This window comes from Endozoicomonas sp. 2B-B (genome assembly GCF_053470045.1).
Map to the genome: position 1 here is coordinate 2,282,501 of NZ_JBLZMU010000001.1, position 17,901 is coordinate 2,300,401.

General features: G+C 40.9%; 17 protein-coding genes, 2 rRNA genes and 1 pseudogene (1 of these 20 running past the window's edge). 7 read left to right on the top strand and 13 right to left on the bottom strand.

The features are described from left to right. Together ACOMHB_RS09370 and rrf are read left to right on the top strand one after the other, a co-directional pair. Window positions 1-658 (top strand): 23S ribosomal RNA (locus ACOMHB_RS09370) (it extends 2,445 nt beyond the left edge of the window). A gap of 210 nt (window positions 659-868) precedes the next feature. After that, window positions 869-984: ribosomal RNA gene (gene rrf / locus ACOMHB_RS09375) — 5S ribosomal RNA — on the top strand. Window positions 985-1,040: 56 nt separating this feature from the next. Here the strand turns inward: rrf and ACOMHB_RS09380 are convergent. After that, window positions 1,041-1,589 carry a sugar transferase gene (locus ACOMHB_RS09380; protein ID WP_448216396.1) on the bottom strand — a complete coding sequence of 183 codons (549 nt, stop codon included), beginning with the start codon at window positions 1,587-1,589 and terminating at the stop codon, window positions 1,041-1,043. Between the two features lie 130 nt (window positions 1,590-1,719). Here ACOMHB_RS09380 and ACOMHB_RS09385 point away from each other — a divergent pair, with 130 nt between their 5' ends. The 4 genes from ACOMHB_RS09385 to ACOMHB_RS09400 all read left to right on the top strand — a co-directional run bounded on the left by ACOMHB_RS09385 (window position 1,720) and on the right by ACOMHB_RS09400 (window position 4,903). Then, window positions 1,720-2,286 carry an IS607 family transposase gene (locus tag ACOMHB_RS09385; RefSeq protein WP_448216397.1) on the top strand — a complete coding sequence of 189 codons (567 nt, stop codon included), beginning with the start codon at window positions 1,720-1,722 and terminating at the stop codon, window positions 2,284-2,286. Between the two features lie 22 nt (window positions 2,287-2,308). After that, window positions 2,309-2,914 (top strand): hypothetical protein, encoded by a 606-nt coding sequence (locus ACOMHB_RS09390; protein ID WP_448216398.1) that lies wholly within the window; start codon window positions 2,309-2,311, stop codon window positions 2,912-2,914. Continuing rightward, window positions 2,857-3,297 (top strand): zinc ribbon domain-containing protein, encoded by a 441-nt coding sequence (locus tag ACOMHB_RS09395; protein ID WP_448216399.1) that lies wholly within the window; start codon window positions 2,857-2,859, stop codon window positions 3,295-3,297. The genes ACOMHB_RS09390 and ACOMHB_RS09395 overlap by 58 nt, the downstream gene beginning before the upstream one ends. 41 nt (window positions 3,298-3,338) lie before the next feature. Next, window positions 3,339-4,903 (top strand): IS3 family transposase gene (locus tag ACOMHB_RS09400; protein WP_448215008.1). Its coding sequence is split into 2 segments (ribosomal slippage): window positions 3,339-3,792 and window positions 3,792-4,903, totalling 1,566 coding nucleotides; the frame shifts between segments, so codons are not numbered across the junction. A 64-nt stretch (window positions 4,904-4,967) separates the two neighbouring features. On the opposite strand, the gene ACOMHB_RS09405 is transcribed toward ACOMHB_RS09400, so the two are convergent. Both ACOMHB_RS09405 and ACOMHB_RS09410 read right to left on the bottom strand, forming a co-directional pair. Beyond that, window positions 4,968-5,525, bottom strand: coding sequence for a sugar transferase (locus tag ACOMHB_RS09405; RefSeq protein ID WP_448216400.1), 558 nt, complete (start codon window positions 5,523-5,525; stop codon window positions 4,968-4,970). Window position 5,526: 1 nt separating this feature from the next. Further along, entirely contained in the window at window positions 5,527-6,495 is a 969-nt protein-coding gene (locus ACOMHB_RS09410) for a UDP-glucose 4-epimerase family protein (RefSeq protein WP_448216401.1), read from the bottom strand. A gap of 187 nt (window positions 6,496-6,682) precedes the next feature. Here ACOMHB_RS09410 and ACOMHB_RS09415 point away from each other — a divergent pair, with 187 nt between their 5' ends. Next, a complete protein-coding gene (locus ACOMHB_RS09415; protein ID WP_448216402.1) occupies window positions 6,683-7,036 on the top strand; it encodes a hypothetical protein in 354 nt (117 codons plus the stop codon). Between the two features lie 162 nt (window positions 7,037-7,198). On the opposite strand, the gene ACOMHB_RS09420 is transcribed toward ACOMHB_RS09415, so the two are convergent. From ACOMHB_RS09420 to ACOMHB_RS09465, 10 genes and pseudogenes are all read right to left on the bottom strand, one after another. Beyond that, the gene (locus tag ACOMHB_RS09420; RefSeq protein ID WP_448216403.1) at window positions 7,199-8,311 is read right to left on the bottom strand and encodes a glycosyltransferase family 4 protein; all 1,113 of its coding nucleotides are present in this window, start codon (window positions 8,309-8,311) and stop codon (window positions 7,199-7,201) included. Window positions 8,312-8,336: 25 nt separating this feature from the next. Beyond that, the gene (locus tag ACOMHB_RS09425) at window positions 8,337-9,050 is read right to left on the bottom strand and encodes a sugar phosphate nucleotidyltransferase (protein ID WP_448216404.1); all 714 of its coding nucleotides are present in this window, start codon (window positions 9,048-9,050) and stop codon (window positions 8,337-8,339) included. Between the two features lie 5 nt (window positions 9,051-9,055). Next, window positions 9,056-9,646 (bottom strand): D-sedoheptulose-7-phosphate isomerase, encoded by a 591-nt coding sequence (locus ACOMHB_RS09430; protein WP_448216405.1) that lies wholly within the window; start codon window positions 9,644-9,646, stop codon window positions 9,056-9,058. A 575-nt stretch (window positions 9,647-10,221) separates the two neighbouring features. Beyond that, window positions 10,222-10,887, bottom strand: a pseudogene (locus tag ACOMHB_RS09435) (TylF/MycF/NovP-related O-methyltransferase). 265 nt (window positions 10,888-11,152) lie between these two features. After that, window positions 11,153-11,731 carry an ABC transporter ATP-binding protein gene (locus tag ACOMHB_RS09440; RefSeq protein WP_448216406.1) on the bottom strand — a complete coding sequence of 193 codons (579 nt, stop codon included), beginning with the start codon at window positions 11,729-11,731 and terminating at the stop codon, window positions 11,153-11,155. A 141-nt stretch (window positions 11,732-11,872) separates the two neighbouring features. After that, window positions 11,873-12,655 (bottom strand): ABC transporter permease, encoded by a 783-nt coding sequence (locus tag ACOMHB_RS09445; RefSeq protein WP_448216407.1) that lies wholly within the window; start codon window positions 12,653-12,655, stop codon window positions 11,873-11,875. 444 nt (window positions 12,656-13,099) lie between these two features. After that, window positions 13,100-14,218, bottom strand: coding sequence for a glycosyltransferase family protein (locus tag ACOMHB_RS09450; RefSeq protein ID WP_448216408.1), 1,119 nt, complete (start codon window positions 14,216-14,218; stop codon window positions 13,100-13,102). Continuing rightward, a complete protein-coding gene (gene wecB, locus ACOMHB_RS09455) occupies window positions 14,218-15,321 on the bottom strand; it encodes a non-hydrolyzing UDP-N-acetylglucosamine 2-epimerase (protein ID WP_448216409.1) in 1,104 nt (367 codons plus the stop codon). Before wecB ends, ACOMHB_RS09450 begins: the two co-directional genes overlap by 1 nt. Before the next feature lie 14 nt (window positions 15,322-15,335). Beyond that, window positions 15,336-16,319, bottom strand: a complete 984-nt coding sequence (locus ACOMHB_RS09460; protein ID WP_448216410.1) for a GHMP family kinase ATP-binding protein — start codon at window positions 16,317-16,319, stop codon at window positions 15,336-15,338. A 656-nt stretch (window positions 16,320-16,975) separates the two neighbouring features. After that, window positions 16,976-17,749, bottom strand: a complete 774-nt coding sequence (locus ACOMHB_RS09465; RefSeq protein ID WP_448216411.1) for a hypothetical protein — start codon at window positions 17,747-17,749, stop codon at window positions 16,976-16,978. Between the last annotated feature and the right edge of the window lie 152 nt (window positions 17,750-17,901).

Genomic DNA, 17,901 nt, shown 5'->3' on the forward strand with positions numbered 1-17,901 from the left:
TTGACTGGGGCGGTCTCCTCCCAAAGAGTAACGGAGGAGCACGAAGGTTGGCTAAGCACGGTCGGACATCGTGCGGTTAGTGTAATGGTACAAGCCAGCTTGACTGCGAGAGGTACATCTCGAGCAGGTACGAAAGTAGGTCATAGTGATCCGGTGGTTCTGAATGGAAGGGCCATCGCTCAACGGATAAAAGGTACTCCGGGGATAACAGGCTGATACCGCCCAAGAGTTCACATCGACGGCGGTGTTTGGCACCTCGATGTCGGCTCATCACATCCTGGGGCTGAAGCCGGTCCCAAGGGTATGGCTGTTCGCCATTTAAAGTGGTACGCGAGCTGGGTTTAGAACGTCGTGAGACAGTTCGGTCCCTATCTGCCGTGGACGTTGGAAGTTTGAGGAGAGCTGCTCCTAGTACGAGAGGACCGGAGTGGACGAACCACTGGTGTTCGGGTTGTGTCGCCAGACGCATTGCCCGGTAGCTAAGTTCGGACGGGATAACCGCTGAAAGCATCTAAGCGGGAAGCCCCCTTCAAGATGAGACTTCCCTGGCCGCAAGGCCCATAAGAGACGTTGAAGACGACGACGTTGATAGGCGGGGTGTGTAAGCGTTGTGAGGCGTTGAGCTAACCCGTACTAATGACTCGAGAGGCTTGACCATATAACGCCAAAGCGATTTGCGCAGCGAAGCTGCCAGCAAAAGCTGGAAGCCTGAAGCTTGAAGCCGTACACAGTGAACGAGAGTGTTGAGCAAGAATAGGCGACACAGCTTAAAAGAGATTTGGATTCCAGAGCCTTAGTTTTCGAGAAACAGCTTCAAGCCTCCAGCTTAAAGCTTCCAGCTCGAGAGCCAACGGCTCGACCAGTTTTGCCTGGTGACCATAGAGTGTTGGAACCACCCGATCCCATCCCGAACTCGGAAGTGAAACGACACATCGCCGATGGTAGTGTGGGGTTTCCCCATGTGAGAGTAGGTCATCGCCAGGCATTGAATAAAGCAAAACCCCGGTTGAGAGATCAGCTGGGGTTTTTGTTATTACTACTCATCGCACCCGGTCTCCCTGACCTTTCCCCGTCGCAGTCATCAAAATATATTTAAAATAATCCCGAAGAGTTAAGGATCGAATCATCTGGCTGTCTGTCTTGGCAAGCAGTTCAGGGGTAGACATATCAATCTGTCTGACTTGCGCAAGTCCGGTAAGGCCAGGCAGAACGTTATACACTCCGAGTTGTTCACGGGCCTCAATCAACTTTTTCTGATTAAAAAGATTAGGCCGTGGGCCCACCAGACTCATATCGCCAACAAGCACATTCCATAGCTGTGGCAGTTCGTCCAGCTTGGTTTTACGTAAGAAATGACCTAGCGGCGTAATGGATGAGGAAGGGACAAGATGACTTGCAACAGAGAAAGTATCCACTTGCATGGTACGGAACTTCACAAGCACAAACGGCTTTTTATAACGGCCAACCCGTTCCTGGCTGAACAGGGGAGAGCCGGTATCAAGAAGACCCATAATATAAATTACCAGAAGTAAAGGCGAGCTGAGAATAAGGCCGAGTAGAGCCAGCAGGCAATCAAGGAAACGATACACTTCATTTTTTACCTGGAGAATAGGCCAAAACGGTAGCCCGAATACCCTGTTCGACAGTCAAATAAAATTGCAACAATCGCAAAATCAATTACGCCAGACACAAAATAAATCGTCAAAAGGTGAATTTATCTTGTGGGGTTCAACTACAAAGCTAGCCAAGATTGAAGGCGTAACCAGCCAAACTATGAGGCGCAAGATCGAAAGCGGTCACTACGAAAAAGTGAAGCAAACCAGTGGTGGTCACTTCCGCATATTCATTAACCAGCAGAGGAAGATATGCTATACAAGAGTGAGTTCTGAAAAGCAAAAATCCAGCATTGACACGCAAAAGTGTATCTTACTCAAAGAGCACCCTGATGCAGAATTTATCAGCGACATTGCCAGTGCTTTCAACTTTAAGCGAAAGGGACTGCAAACCATTCTGGAATCAGCGGTGTGCGGAAATCCAACCCATATTGTGGTTGCCACAAAAGATCGCCTTGCCCGATCAGGGTTTGGACTCATCAAATGGCTTGTTGAATTATCGGGAGGACACATCGAGGTTTTGGATGACCCGGATAACGCCAGTGAGTCATTCGACACCCAAGAGCTTATCGGTTTCATTACCTCATTCTGCAATAGCCACTACGGGAAGCGATCTGCTAAAAGACGCAAAGAGAGTAGCGTCAAAAAAGATCAGGTTTTACCCAGAGAATAAGCAAGCCTATCACGATGCCCTGATGCTCTACCGCAGGTCGTACAACCTTGCTGTTGAGCGTTTCCGCAACGATGACTATAAAGATGCCAGCGGAAAATTCATCAACATGCGACCTGCCATTAAAGCTCAAGTGAAGCAAGAGCAAAAAGAAAGTGGCAGGGCTTATAACTCGCTTGTTTCTGATAATGGAACACTGGCGGCAGCGACTACATTCAAAGCGGTCTGCGTGCACAACAAGAAGCTCAATGGAGCTAAAGAGGGCTTTGCAGAAATCAGTTTCAAAAGCCGCAAAGGTAGCAGGCACTCATTCTCTATTGACCGTTTGCCAAAGGGATTAAATCCCTGCGTACAGGCTCTTGGCAAGATTCACCTGACAGAAGATGTGCCAGCAGAAGCGATTGGTAAATCTTGTGTCGTAACCTACGACAAAGGTCGCTGGTTCATTCAGGTTCAACAACATATTGAGCTAAATCCCGAAATCCGAGGGAAGGTTAGATGCGTTGGAGTTGACCCCGGAGTTCGCACCTTTGCCACGTGCTACAGCGAAAAAGAGGCGTTGAGTTCCCCGACATGCCCCAGTGGGCAAGAGATCGGATTATTCATTTCAACAGGGAAATTGACCGGCTGAAATGCAAAAAGGATGACATTGTTCTTGATCTGCATAACCGGCTGGCGTTCGAGTTGGTGTCGAACTACGACGTTGTATTTTTGCCAACCTTTGAGACAAGAGGTATGGTCACACGCAAAGATAAGAAGGTTCGCACCATTCGCCGTAACACCTGCCGCCAGATGCTTGACCTCAATCACTACCCATTCAAAAAGCGGCTTAAGTGGTACGCAAAAAAGTATGGAAAGCATGTAGTTGATTGCAACGAAGCCTATACATCCAAGACTCAATCATGGAACGGGACCATTGACGAAAAATTAGGTTCTTCCAAAATTATTAAGGGTGAGGGCTTCACCGTTGATCGTGATATCCCGCTGTGTCAGGATAGTTGTCCCGCTCACTGATTAACCAATAAAAGCTAGACAGTGGGCGATGGACGTTGAATATGCCTCGTTTTTCAGAGGAACGTAAATCAGCTGTTTTGAAAAAACTGTTACCACCACACAATCGCTCTGTGCCGGATGTTGCCAGAGAGGAAGGTATCAGCGAACAAACCCTGTATAATTGGCGTAAAAAACTACGGGACAAAGGATTACCTGTGCCAGGGAACGAACAAAAATCAGAACAATGGTCTGCTGAAAGCAAGTTTGCCGTGGTCGTCGAAACCGCTGCTTTGTCAGAAACAGAGTTAAGTGAATACTGCCGTAAAAAAGGGCTTTATCCTCAACAAGTCAAGGAGTGGAAGCACGCTTGTATTTCAGGTGCTGTTCAGGCTTCTCAGCGTGCAGACCAGGAAAGCAAGCAATTAAAACAAGAGCGTAAGCGCAATCAGAGCCTTGAAAAAGAGCTTCGCCGTAAAGACAAGGCGTTGGCAGAAGCTGCAGCCCTGCTGGTGCTATCAAAAAAGCTCGATGCCTTCTACGGGATAGACAGCGAGGACAACTGACACCTGTCGATAAGCGCCGCCAACTGCTGACATGGTTTGATGAGGCTATAGCAAACGGCGCTTCTCGCTGGAAGGCTGCTGAACAATTGGAAATATCCCTGAAAACACTGAATCGCTGGCGCGATGACAATGGTGCAGTGTTAACGGACAAACGCCCGGATGCCTTGCGCCCGGTACCCTCTAACAAACTGACTGAGGAAGAGGAGCAACGTATTCTGACTATCAGTAATGAAGATGAGTATGCGAGCCTGCCACCATCGCAGATCGTGCCAGCCCTTGCAGACAAGGGAGTATACGTTGCTTCTGAATCTAGCTTTTACCGTGTGTTGAAAAAGTATGGTCAGTTGCACCACCGCGGTCGTTCAAGAAAGCGATCGAAAAGCAACAAGCCGACAACCTATGTTGCTACTGGCCCTAACCAGGTCTGGTGTTGGGACATCAGTTACATACCTTCCAGGGTACGCGGCCAGTTCTGGTACCTCTACCTGATACTGGACGTTTACAGTCGTAAGATTGTTGGTTGGGAGATTCATAGCCGTGAGTCTGGTGAGTTAGCCAGTGAACTGATTAACCGGACAATGGTGGCTGAAAAATGCACTAAAACACCGCTTGTACTGCACTCAGACAATGGGGCTCCAATGACGTCGAGTACCTTTAAGGCCAAGCTTGAGGAATTGGGCATTATTCCCTCTCATAGTCGCCCAAGGGTGAGTAACGATAACGCATTTGCAGAATCGATCTTTAAAACGGTGAAGTACTGTCCTCAGTGGCCATCTCAAGGTTTTCTGACGTTAGAACACAGTCGACAGTGGATGCTGAAGTTTGAGCGCTTTTATAACAATGAACACCGCCATAGCTCAATCCGCTTTGTGACACCTGCGCAACGGCATGAGAAAAGAGATCAGGAAATCCTGAATCACCGGAAACAGGTGTATACCAAAGCGCGAGAAGCTAATCCAACGCGCTGGTCAGGAGTTATCAGAAACTGGGAGCCTGTAGGTGCGGTTGCACTGAATCCTGAGCGGTTGTCTGAAGCAAGAATTAACGAGAAAAAGGCAGCCTAAAATTCAGTTTTCGGGACAACTATCTTGAAAAACTCCGATATCAACGGTGCCAGAAATGTCTTTCTTAAGTGTTTGACAAGGTAGCTTGAACCTTATCCATAACAGCGAGCGTTGCGCTCGTTGCGGTTTTAATCAAGAGCCTCGTTAAGGTTTGGATCATTTGGTTGTCTGTTCTGGCAAGAAGTTCAGGGGTAGACGTATCAATCTGGCTGACTTGTGCAAGCCCGGTAACGCCTGGCCGCACATCATAAATACCTAGTTGTTCACGAGCTTCAATCAGTTCTTCCTGATTAAAAAGATTTGGTCTTGGTCCTACCAGACTCATATCGCCGAGCAGAACATTCCAGAGCTGTGGTAGTTCATCCAGCTTGGTTTTGCGTAGGAAACGACCCAGCGGTGTAATGGATGACGAGCAGACAAGATGACTGGGAACAGAGAAAGTACCTACTTGCATGGTACGGAACTTCAAAAGAACAAACGGCTTTTTATAGCGCCCAACTCGCTCTTGGCTGAACAAAGGAGAGCCAGTATCGAAAAGACCCATAATATAAATCACCAGAAGCAGAGGTGATCCAAGAATCAAACCTATTGAAGCCAGCAGGCAATCGAAAAAACGGTACACTTTATTCTTTATCTTTACCTTGGGAGTAGGCCGCAACGGTAGCCTGAATACCCTGTTCGACAGAATAAGGGGGTTCCCAGTCTAAAAGATGGATTGCTTTTGCGGGATCAACCTGTAAATCACCAATCAGCTTGCTTGTCAGCTCTCGTTTACCAACAAGAATTGCAACAGCACGGAGCATACAGGAAGGAACCGGTAATAAATGAACAGATCGTCCGAGTGAAGTTCGTAATAGCCTCACGAGCATAGCTAACGAGAGATCGTTATTATCTGAAATCAGAAATGTCTGGTTTGCTGCTGCCGGATGGTCAATGCATCTGACGATAAAATCAGCCAGATTGCCAACGTACAGCATACTTCGGCTGTTGTTTATAGCGCCAAAAGGTAAAGGCAAAGCGCTATCAGCAACCTTTATCAGGCTGAAAAAATTGGCTTTGACACCAGGGCCGTAAACCAGAGGTGGGCGGATAATGACCAGATCCATAGCGGTCTCATTGATAATACGCTTTAAGCCAATTTCAGCCTCACATTTTGAAATAGCATAAGGGTCTTGTGGAGTGAGCTTTGACGTCTCGTTAAAAGCAGGTAAACCGGATGTGGTTTCACCGTTGACTTTTATGGTGCTAATAAAAATAAAACGTTGAACACCTGCTTTGGCAGCTTGTCGAGCGAGGTTCAATGTACCGTCAGTATTTATCTTCTTGTATTCATTGCGCGAATCGCTGGAGGAAACAACCGTAATATGCGCACGAGCGGCAAGATGGATGACAATCTTGATATTGCGTAATGGCAAGCGCCAGTCAGTTTTACCATCAATATTTCCAACAGTGACTATATTTTTCTCAGGGGATAAATCAGAAAATGCTGTTCGATCTCTGATACAACAACGGTAGGGTAGAGTCATAGTTTTGAGTTTGTTGACCAGTGATTTCCCTATAAAACCAGTGGCACCAGTGATTAAAATAGTCACGATTTAAATTTTTAAATAAAGGTTAGGTTAAACCTCTACTTTTAACTGTTGTCAAAAATCGTGGGTACCATATTACTATGGTGTTATATGGCTAAATCCATTTCTAATTTTTTTATTCATATTTCCAACTCACTGATTTGTTTTGTCTGCTATGTTGTCCCTCTCATTCACTTTTCAGGAGCACAGCATGAGCTTAAACGCTAAACAAACGCCCGAAACAGAGCTTGACCATATCCGAGACACCCTGACGGGGCTTGTCAGCTACGCCAGTAAAACCCGTGCTGAAATGCACCAAGGGTTCGCTCAGATAGACGAATGTTTCGAGCAGGTAGACAAAAGTTTTGAAGAGGTAGACAAACGCTTTGAACAGGTAGACAAACGTTTTGAACAGGTAGACAAACGTTTTGAACAGGTAGACAAACGTTTTGATCAGGTAGACAAACGTTTTGATCAGCAAGGCAAAGATATTGCTGAACTGAAAGCCGACAATGCGGAAATCAAAGAAACCTTAAAGCTCATCCTGTCCAGATTGCCCAGCTAAACGTTGCATACCAAATCAGAGGTCTGCCCTGTCGGTCGGCCTTTGAACAAAGGGTTAGTATGATTAGAAAAAAATCACCGCTGAAGCAGGGCTTGCAAGTAAGACAAAAAAATAAACGTTTGACAATCAAGTTCGTAGTCGTAGCGTTCTAGGCGTGACTTGCTATCGAGCCAATACACTTTTGTACAGTTCAGCATAACCCCTCACCATTTTATCAACGGTAAAAAACTGTTCATAACGGGCTCTGGCATTAGTGCCGAGGTGGGTAGCTAATTGAGGGTTATTCCAGAGAGTGAGCATTGCCGCTTTTAAGGCGGTGGAATTGGAGGGTGGTACGACAAGACCTGTCTCATTGTCAATATTGATATATGTAGTGCCTGTGCCGATTTCGCTTGAGATCAGTGGCTTGCCATACATTGCGCCTTCAACCAGAGTGATGCCAAAAGCCTCTGACCTAAGATGGGATGGAAACACAACACCTAAACATAATTCTAACAGCGCACATTTATCTTCATCAGACAATGCTCCTAAAAAATAAATGTTTCGCAGATCTAGCCTGTGTGCTTGCCTCTTGAGTTCCTTCTCAAGCTTACCGATGCCAACAAGCACAACCGGTAAATCAACACCTTTCATGGATTCCAAAAGAATATGGAGGCCTTTGTAATAGCGAAAGGAGCCAATAAAAAGGAAAAAAGGCGAGGGGATAGTTTGTTGCCACTTGAGTTTTAGAAGGGTTGGAGCAGGTGCGGCAGCATGATCATTTATGCCAAGTGGAATAACGTCAACTTTCTTTTTTATATTTTTTAGCACACAGCTGGTTTTTAAATAATTTGAAGAGGTAGCGACAACCCGATCTACACTCTTCAGAAATAAATACATCAATGGTTTATAGAGATAATATAGATATTTTTGTTTAACAATGTCTGAATGGTAAGTGACTACGGTAGGTTTTTTTATCCTGTTGAAAAAGTGAACAATATCCATGAATGGCCAGGGAAAATGATAGTGTATTATATCTGCGTTATCAGCCAATTCTCTGAAGTCGTTGAACACAGAATATGAAAAACCCATCGACGCCAGATAAAAATCAAGCTTAGAGCGATGTGCCAGATGGTTATCAATTCTTTCATTTCGTGCACCCCCATTTGAACTTAATGACAATACCTCTGATTGAATACCCTGCTTATCACCGTTACTTGCCAGCTGAAAAATAAGATTTTCAATGCCGCCATAACTATCAGGATAATAGGTTTTAAAAAAATGAAGTACTTTCATAAACTCTATCATCAAAAAATGCTATTCAAGTTTTAAACAGTTCCGGGAGCTGATTCCTCAGTTCAACTTGTGCCAACTTGTAAGTCTCTGGTGTGCCAATGTCGATAAAATAGTGTTGTGAATGGAACAGTCGAAAATTATCTTCTCTGGTTAAAGATTCAAAGTAATCATACTCAATAGAAAATGCTTTACCCGAAGGGAAACGGTCCAGTGCTTTTTTTGGTAGTATATAAACACCAGCGCTGATAGTACCGGGGCCAGTACCAGATTTCTCAGCAATTTTTGTTATCAGAGTGCCTTCAGACTCTATACGGGCATAACGGTGTGTATCATCAATATCATAACCAAAAATAACCGGTGATTTGTATTTATCAAAGAATAGAGAAGCGGCATTAATATCTATATCCAGATAAGTGTCACCGTTCATCACCAATGCAAAATCTGTCGACATTTTTTCGGTAGCCAGCTTAACTGCGCCGCCAGTACCCAATAGTTGATTTTCCACAACGTAAGAGAGTGTTAGCGAGAATTGTCTGTTTTGAAAGTGCTGAATGATCGACTCAGCTTTATAACCTAAGGACAGGATAATGTGCTGTATTCCTTCAGTCTCTAGCTTATGGATCAAAATCTCAAGAAAGGGCTTGCCGGAAATCAACGCCATTGGCTTTGGTATATCCCCAATCTCCGATCGTAAGCGCGTACCCAAGCCACCAGCCAGTATAATTGCTTCAGAAATCATATTGATTACCCGTTATCGAAAAGCGTAGATTCTACAGCGCCACATAAAATATGTCCTAATAGCAAATGTCCTTCCTGAATACGAGGTGTTAAATCATGAGGGACTCGCAAAGTAATATCACATCGTTCAACCATTGCCATACTTTCTGGCTTGGCACCCGTAAGGCCAATGCAGCTAATATCACGAGTACGGGCAACATCAAGTGCTTGTAGGATATTGGGTGATGTTCCAGAGGTTGAATAGGCAATGAGCACATCACCTGAGTTACCAACGGCTTCAATTTGACGTGAGAAAATAACATCAAACCCATAATCATTACCAATAGCGGTTAACGCAGACGTATCCGTGGTTAGCGCGATTGAAGGTAGGCCCGGGCGGTTAAACATAAAGCGTGATACAAATTCAGCAGACATATGTTGTGCATCAGCAGCGCTGCCACCATTGCCTGCAAACATTACTTTTCGATTATTCTCAAAGCAATGAATGACTTTAGCAACTGCCATATTAAGTGAATTGATAAGCGTTTCATCATCCTGCATTTGAGCAATCAGAGAGTAATGTTGAGCCAGGCTATGTGTAATGTAATTGATACTCATTGATTAATCGTCCAGCATTGTGAGCCTTCATAACAAAACTGGCAGTTACTGTACAGCAACCATTTTCCTCTAATTGTTGCATAGTCATCCATGTCCACTTTGAACCACTGCATACCGTTCTCTGATCCTTTTTTTGAATGATTCTGGTATCTGATCTTTAGTAAACAACTCCACCCATAAGGTCAGATTACTTTACTTAGAGGCTTCTCGAAGCTTGGAAATAGCCAATGACCGTTCTGCACTGACAAAAGCAACCAGGTCAAGATCAGTTGCAGGTTTAGCATGGCCATTCACTCTTGGCCCGCATGCCCAGACCTTGGTAATGGGTGAATGTTACCTCAATAGCTTTTGGATTTGCTTTGGCATATTAGCATTCAGGTCGTTTCCAACGCTGTTTTCATAACCAGGTTTCACCGCTCAAGGATTGATAAAGGTTTATGGAATCTTTGATAATGGCTATGATACATTCAGGTGAAGAGAAATTATGGCTAAAAGTACATTTGCATTGTCCAGTTAATTACTAATTTATGTTCTCCTGTAATACTTTGATCTATTTAGGTTTTACTGTTAGATTTCTATGGCCTATTAACTCTAAAGTATAAACTACCCATTGCATTACAGTTAAGGAATGTGAACATTAATCTAATATCCTTTTCTGTCCATTCTTTGAATGCTTTTGTTTCTCCTTTGTTAAGGTCCCAAGTCCAATCATCAAAAACTAATATTGCACCATCAACTAGTCGGTCTTGCAAATATTCTAAACACTGCACTGATGATCGATATAAATCACAGTCACCTCTGGCAAATGCAACATTTTTAATTGATTGGGCCTATTCAGATTTTAATGAATCTGTAAACCAACCTTTAATCAAATGTATATAGTTTCTATTTTCACAATCCAGGTATTTATAGACTGAATCAAAGTTAGCTTTATACTGTCCCTCATTCCAACAGTCTAAATCATTCTTATCAGTTTTTGGAAGTCCATCAAAACTATCAAAACCCCAGATGTCTCTTCCATTGTTAAAAGATTCCACATGATTGGCTAATACAGATAACCACATACCTTCAAAAACACCGAATTCAACGATGTTCCCTTTGATGCTCTTTTTTTCTAAATCATTGATCAGGTCGCAAGCATAAAGGAACTCTGCTTTTAATGCTGCTTCATTGATTATTTTGAAGTATTCAGTTTCAGGCGGAAATGATGAATATAACCAGAAAAAGGTTTTCTCATGCATTTATCAGCTTTGATGAAATTAGTAGCCCATGCATCGTAATCATCAAGACTATTTTTTTGATCTGTCATTTCATATTTTTCCATGGCTATGTTCCCTTTAATGGTTAGTTGATCCAATGATCAACAATAGCTGCTGTTAATTTTTCTGAAGTCAGCTTCTGGGCTTCTGTCAGCCGCCTTCTCCAGCCCAGGTAATTAGCAATTAACTCTGGGTTGAATATTTTTTTAGATAATGTAGAAGAATTTATTTTAAAAATAGGTGTAGTTTAACCACTTATGTCACTTATTAGACCATTCTTTATATGAAGTATTTTAGTGCAGAGGCTCTCTAAAAAAGAAATATCATGAGAAGCAAATATCAAAATAGAAGTTTTTTCTATTTTATCCTTCAACAGTTTTTCTGCTTTATTCTTAAAATTATTATCACCAACGCTAAAAAACTCATCCATCACTAGAATATCAGGGGTACTAACAGTTGATACTGAAAACATCAATCGCATTAACATTCCTGATGAGTAAGTCCGCACAGGTAATGACAAGAAATCCTGAAGCTCTGAAAATTCTGCAATGCTTTCGGTTAATGTCTGAGCGTCGTCATCTGAGACACCCTGTAGCCTCAATAGTCGTTTGATATTGTTATAACCTGATAATTCAGGCTCCATACCAGCTCCAATTTCTATTAAGGGGGCAACTGAGCCTTGTCGCTCGATGGTCCCAGAAGTAGGCTGATAAATTCCAGTAACACATCGAAGCAACGTCGATTTACCTGCTCCATTATGACCAACGATACCAATGCGATCACCATCTTTAATATCCAGATTGATATTAGACAGCGCTTTAACCACGGTATTTTTGCGCGAGTTGACAGCTATTCGCCCCCCCGTAGCCATACGCAGTAAGTGATGTTTTATTGATGTGCTCTCTATATTGTAAAGGGGGTATTCGAGAGATACATTTTCTAACCTGATACAGGGCATTTTTGCTCCCTATAGCCAGAATGGGATTCGGTATCGGTATTTATCAATCATGATAACTGTAATGATAAAACCGACTAGCAAGGTGCTTGTCATCACAACATAGGAAAAAAATGGGCATGCATGGCCCGTAAGTGGGTCACGGATTGCACAGATAAAGTAAGTAAACGGGTTTAACCATATGACCAACTCTTTAATACCTAACTGTTCCGGTTTGTAGATAACCGGGCTAAGAAAGAAAAGGATGGTCATCATTGATGAAATGGCTGGTGAGAGATCACGATATCTAGCGCCCAAAAAACCCAAAATTACAGAGATCCAGGTAAGGTTGCCAATAACCAAAACAAGTCCTGGAATAATCAGCAAGGTGTTATAATTCAGGTTCGGCGGATAGAGATAAAAAACTACAAATAAGATTAGAAAGTTATGTGCTAGAATAATCAGATTTCTGATGATTGCTACAAGAGGATATATCAATATCGGGTTTATGGTATTTCTAATAATAGGTGCGTTTATGATAAAACAATTGGGCGTCTCCAATATGCACGACGAAAGAAACTGCCAGTTAACCAAGCCTATACATAGGGTAGGAATAAATGTCTCTTTATTTTGATTGAAGAGTATACTCCACACATAACCTAAACCCAATGCACTGATCGCTGTGGTCATTACCAACCAGAATGGTCCTATGACTGATCGGGCGTACCGTACCTTGATGTCATCCCATGCAAGATTAATAACCAGATTTTTCTTTCGATAGGTTTCGGATAATTCATAATAAGAATTTTTGAACATGCGACCTCTTTTTTATTACGACCTAGAAATTATTAGGCACAGTGTTACCTCTATAAAGCCTATTTAAAAGCCTGGCAATGCATAATACGGCAAGGGTTACGTACTCATAGCAGCTTGCATTAAGATATGATGCTCATGTGGCCGTTCTGAAAGGTAAGGTTTGCCCACGTTTTTTAAATCTTCTTAAAACGGTGCACCACATTCAGAAGTGGTAATCCTACGTGATATAAAACGGTTGCCGGTTTCAAGTATTGCCTTAACAGCAGCATTTGGTAAAGAGCAATTGCAAATCATTGTGATTAAGGTGAAATAAAGCAACATATTGCGTTAGTCATCCATAAATATTTAATGCTCTTGACGGTTCAACTATCTTGAAAAAACACTTAAACAGAACTATACAAAATATTTATACAACTCACATAGATGAATGCGTAAAAATATTTATTAAGAAATTATTTTCTCTGAATCAAAAAAATTTGTCGAATTAAAACGACTTTCCCAACAATTGTTTTCATTAAAAAAGTTTTTTTGGTAGTCTGAGAAAGTAAACTCGCTAGCTTTCTTTGCCATAATTTCTATATCATCATAAGATTTACTTATAAAAACGCCTGGTTCATTGCTTCGATGCTTCATTTCACCGAAGTTAGTTGAGATGACTGGAATCCCGGTACCTATATATTCATAATATTTAATGGGGTCTACATAATCAGTTAATACGTTAGATTTAAATGGGATAAGTCCAACATTGAAATCGCTTATTAATTTCATGGCTATGTCATGTTTCTTTGGTGGTAAAAGTTCCACATTTTTAGGTAACAATAACTTGGGGTTGTAATAAATTTTCCCGATTAATTTAATAACATCATTCGGTCTTTTGTTAGCAAGCTTTTCTACCCAAAACCAATCAAACCAAGTAGCCATCACTCCTAAATAACCAAACACAATAGAATTGCCAGGATTTGGCCTTGGCCTTGTGTAAGATATGGATTGAGTATCAAAAGCATTAGGAATAAGTTTTATTCCTGGCTGATATTTTTCCCATTTCTTTTTTAGTTTACTACTGGAAGACCACATAGTGTCAACTGCATCAACAACCTGTTGTTCTATTGCAGTCATTGATCTTCGGGATATTCCTTGATAAAAAGCTGGAACATTATCCATTGCGTCATAAACAGAAACCAATCTCTCAAATTTCTTAATAATAAATAATGCAAAACATGATGGTTTACCAATTACAATCTTTGTATCGTAGCCAGTGATAAAATCTGTAATAGAGTCTATTTGGTATTTCCAGAAGACTGTGTTTATAACTCTAATACAAGGTATAGGCTCTATAGGTAGAGAGACTGGTTTAAACAATTTAATCCATGAAGGGGTGGGTTTGGAATATTGTCCATTAAAGTGCGAAATTCGTCTGAAATCAGCAAGATTTGGTAGTCTTGTCGGATATGGTTCTACCCATAATACTTCTGATTTTGAATATTTATGAAACCATTCGACAAACTTATGCGGTCGCTGCACAAAGCCTTGCCATGGGACTGGAGAGAGATACAGCAGTTTCATTAGGCTAGCTCTGATTTTAGTGTATTTACTATTCGTTCTGATGCACGTCCATCGCCATAAGGTGAAGTTCCTTTGGCCATAGATTTGTAAGCTTGTTCGTTATCAAGTAATTTCTGAGCTTCAGAAACAATTAATTCATAATCACATCCTACTAGTTTGACTACTCCTGCTTCGATAGCTTCAGGGCGTTCAGTTTTATTTCTCATAACAAGTACAGGTTTACCTAGGGCAGGAGCTTCTTCCTGAATACCACCGGAATCTGTCATAACAATATAAGACTGCATCATCACAGCTACAAATGAAGCATAATCCAAAGGTTCACAAAGAATGATATTCGATACGGAAGCTAAATGCTTATAAGCATTCTCTTTAATATTTGGATTAGGATGAACCGGATATAATAATTCTATAAATGGGTTGTTTTGAGCAAGTATGATTAATGCACGACAAATATTTGAAAAAGGTAAACCGAAATGTTCTCTTCGATGTGATGTTATAAGTATAAGCCGTTTCTTTTCATTAAGTCTTATTTGATGTTTTGGTTTCTTTTTAGATATCATTAATAAAGCATCAATAACGGTATTGCCTGTAACAACGATATTTCTGTCAGAGATACCTTCTTTTATCAGGTTATTTCTTGAACTTAAAGTAGGTGAAAAATGCCATCTCGCCAATCTAGCAGTGATAACACGGTTGATTTCTTCAGGAAATGGACTGCTCATATCCCAGGTACGTAATCCAGCTTCAATATGACCAATGGGAATATGATGATAGAAACAAGCAATCGCTGAAGACATTACAGTAGTTGTATCACCTTGTAATAAGACAGCATCAGGCTTTTCGTTCAGCAAAACTTTATCAATCGATGTTATCAAATCAGCCGTTAACTGATGAAGTGATTGATTGGGACGCATAAGATTTAAATCTATATGTGCAGTAATATCAAACAGATTAAGAACTTGATCCATTATGTGTCTATGCTGTGCAGTACATAAAATGCGTACTTTTACCCAATTTTGATTTTTTAACGCAAGGATGACGGGTGCCATTTTTATGGCTTCTGGGCGGGTTCCAACTATGCAAAGAATTTTTTTCTGAACCATAAATTCACAATCTCTCAGGGTTGATAATAGATAATTTGACTACCCGTTGATTCAAATTTAAAGGGTACATAAATCAAATTACTAAGAGATGCCCTTACTGACTCCTGTTTAGATGGCTCAACAAAAAAAAGCATAAAACCACCGCCCCCAGCACCTATGACCTTACCCCCTATAGCACCAGCTTTAATAGCCTTACAATATATTTCTTCAATCTGAGAGTTACTTACCAAGTGAGAAAGTGACTGCTTGTATTCCCATGCTGTATTTAGCATTTCACCGAAAAGACGAATATCTTCCTTTGAGCTAAGTAAATCAACAGCTTCATTTACCATATGATATAAATGTCTGAGTTCTTTGCTTTTATCGACAAGATTTTTTATTTTTGATTTGGCTATATTAGAGGAAATACGAGACAACCCTGAAAAAAAAAGCATTAAATGATCGTTTAATTCAGATCTTCTTTCATTAGAAATAATGACGGGATTCACTTCAATCTGGCCATTTTTAAAGAAAGTTATGGTGTTCAGGCCTCCATGTGCGGCCGCTGTTTGATCCTGTGAGCCTACTGATTCTTTTAAAATCTCTTGTTCAATACGAATAGCCTCATGACTCAACCATTTTTTTGAAACGCGTTTCCCTTTAAATGCCTGAATCGAGTGTAATATCCCTACAACAAATGATGAGCTAGAACCTAGCCCAGAGCGTGCAGGCAGATCGGCGTCACAATGTATTTCCAAACCCTGTGTTAAATCTGATTGTTCTAAAACAGCTCGGACTGCTCTATGTTCTATATTTTCAATGTTTTTTGCATCTTCAACTTTTGAATAGGCGATACGGTATTTATGATCAAAAAAAGGTGGCAGCTCTCTACAGGTTATATAACAATATTTATCAAATGTTGTTGATAAAACGGCGCCACCATTATTCCGATACCAGTCAGGATAGTCAGTTCCACCACCAAAAAAAGAGATGCGAAATGGAGTTCTTGAAATTATCATGTCATTTGTCTACCTTTCTCTGGAGGTATACATGAAACCCAATTTCCGGATTAGTAAGAGCGCTCCAGTCCATAGCTCTGGGATTACCGGTCCCACGAGGAAAATCTTCTGTTAAAAAATAGGTTTTGAACCGTTTTGAAACCAAAATTATCAAATTTATCTAGCCACCACTCTTTCGGTTTTTCGGTAACGTGTCAGACAGCACAATAATTGGGTAATAATCCTCAGTTAAAGCAATAGAGCTGCAAACGTAACTATTTGGACTGCATATTCTGGTCAGCTTGAACACCCATTCTGCTCTCTTTCTAATCAAGCCATAATCGACGCCTTCAATAGCAACTGCTTCATGACCACGCATAATAAAAACAAGAACAATTCAACCACCTGCGCAACCCAAGTCTGAAAATGAATTTTTCTACCATCTACAGTTTCTGCTGCACGGACATAGCGTAAATGACGAGTATTGTCATTCTTAGTAACCCCCCCCCCAAAAAAAAATGATACGTGGAAGAGGGCTCGACTGATAATCACTGGTTAACACTCCTAGATTAACATGTAAATATTATCAGTTAGTAACAGTAGTATTGTTTATATATGTTAATCATTTTTTAAGAAGATCTATGGCTTAGGTTTTGGAAGAAATATATAAATTTGATCTAATTGTTTTGGAAGGTTGACAAGATTTTTGCTTCACTAGTAAATTCATTCACTACGAGAGTTTTACCATAACTAACCCCAAAGAAGGGGAGACAATTTTTATAAAAGAAAAGATGAGATACTTGTTCTAAGAGTAAACTGAGAGGTTTAAAATTCCTGAAATTAACATCACGCTCAACAATATTCTCACTCAAATAGTCCCATTTTATCTCTCCGTATTCGTCAAAGATTTTATTGAATATAGGCAAATAAAATTCGACATAATCTTCCAGATGTTTTCTGCTTTGAAAACCAACGTAATTACACCAAAAATCAGATACCAAGCAGTATTCATTAAACATATCTATACAGAATATGTCTTCTATAAATTTAAAGCCGGATTCCGTAGAGCCTAAATAACCTTTTTTAATATATTCTTTTATATCAATAAATGCGAAATCTCTATCATAAGATGGCAAGTAGCCGTATCCATATTCCCTCAACCCTTTAAACGCTATGTCTAACAAATCTGATAAATCTATAGCTAACCTTTGATTCTTCTCAAAGAAACGTGAAGATATACAATAAAATGGATATTCACAAAATTTATTCTCGTATTCGTTCAGAATGAAGCTCCATTCTGCGATATGTCTTTTACCTGCTGTAGTCCATTTTTCTGAGATTTCACTTTCGAACAGTGATATAGGTGAATACTTTATCGGTACATTTTCTCGCCTGTCAAAAAAATAGAAACGCGTTCTTTTGTCATCTAAAAAACGAGTGTCAATATCCATATTCCGCTCTAGATGACTAAATCTAAAGGCTGTCAAAACATAAACAGTACCTTTAGAAGAAAATAGCCTATTTAGTGCCTGCCCTAAAAAAACCACAAAGAACTCAACCTTTCAGGCAATAACCAAAATCTTTGGTCAAAATCCAACCTATT

What these genes read in the sequence shown, in the direction of transcription:
- ACOMHB_RS09390 (WP_448216398.1), top strand. Translation starts at nt 2,309, where the DNA reads ATGCTCTACCGCAGGTCGTACAACCTTGCTGTTGAGCGTTTCCGCAAC.
- ACOMHB_RS09395 (WP_448216399.1), top strand. Translation starts at nt 2,857, where the DNA reads ATGCCCCAGTGGGCAAGAGATCGGATTATTCATTTCAACAGGGAAATT.
- ACOMHB_RS09415 (WP_448216402.1), top strand. Translation starts at nt 6,683, where the DNA reads ATGAGCTTAAACGCTAAACAAACGCCCGAAACAGAGCTTGACCATATC.
- ACOMHB_RS09420 (WP_448216403.1), bottom strand. Translation starts at nt 8,311, where the DNA reads ATGAAAGTACTTCATTTTTTTAAAACCTATTATCCTGATAGTTATGGC.
- ACOMHB_RS09425 (WP_448216404.1), bottom strand. Translation starts at nt 9,050, where the DNA reads ATGATTTCTGAAGCAATTATACTGGCTGGTGGCTTGGGTACGCGCTTA.
- ACOMHB_RS09430 (WP_448216405.1), bottom strand. Translation starts at nt 9,646, where the DNA reads ATGAGTATCAATTACATTACACATAGCCTGGCTCAACATTACTCTCTG.
- ACOMHB_RS09445 (WP_448216407.1), bottom strand. Translation starts at nt 12,655, where the DNA reads ATGTTCAAAAATTCTTATTATGAATTATCCGAAACCTATCGAAAGAAA.
- ACOMHB_RS09450 (WP_448216408.1), bottom strand. Translation starts at nt 14,218, where the DNA reads ATGAAACTGCTGTATCTCTCTCCAGTCCCATGGCAAGGCTTTGTGCAG.
- wecB (WP_448216409.1), bottom strand. Translation starts at nt 15,321, where the DNA reads ATGGTTCAGAAAAAAATTCTTTGCATAGTTGGAACCCGCCCAGAAGCC.
- ACOMHB_RS09460 (WP_448216410.1), bottom strand. Translation starts at nt 16,319, where the DNA reads ATGATAATTTCAAGAACTCCATTTCGCATCTCTTTTTTTGGTGGTGGA.
- ACOMHB_RS09465 (WP_448216411.1), bottom strand. Translation starts at nt 17,749, where the DNA reads ATGGATATTGACACTCGTTTTTTAGATGACAAAAGAACGCGTTTCTAT.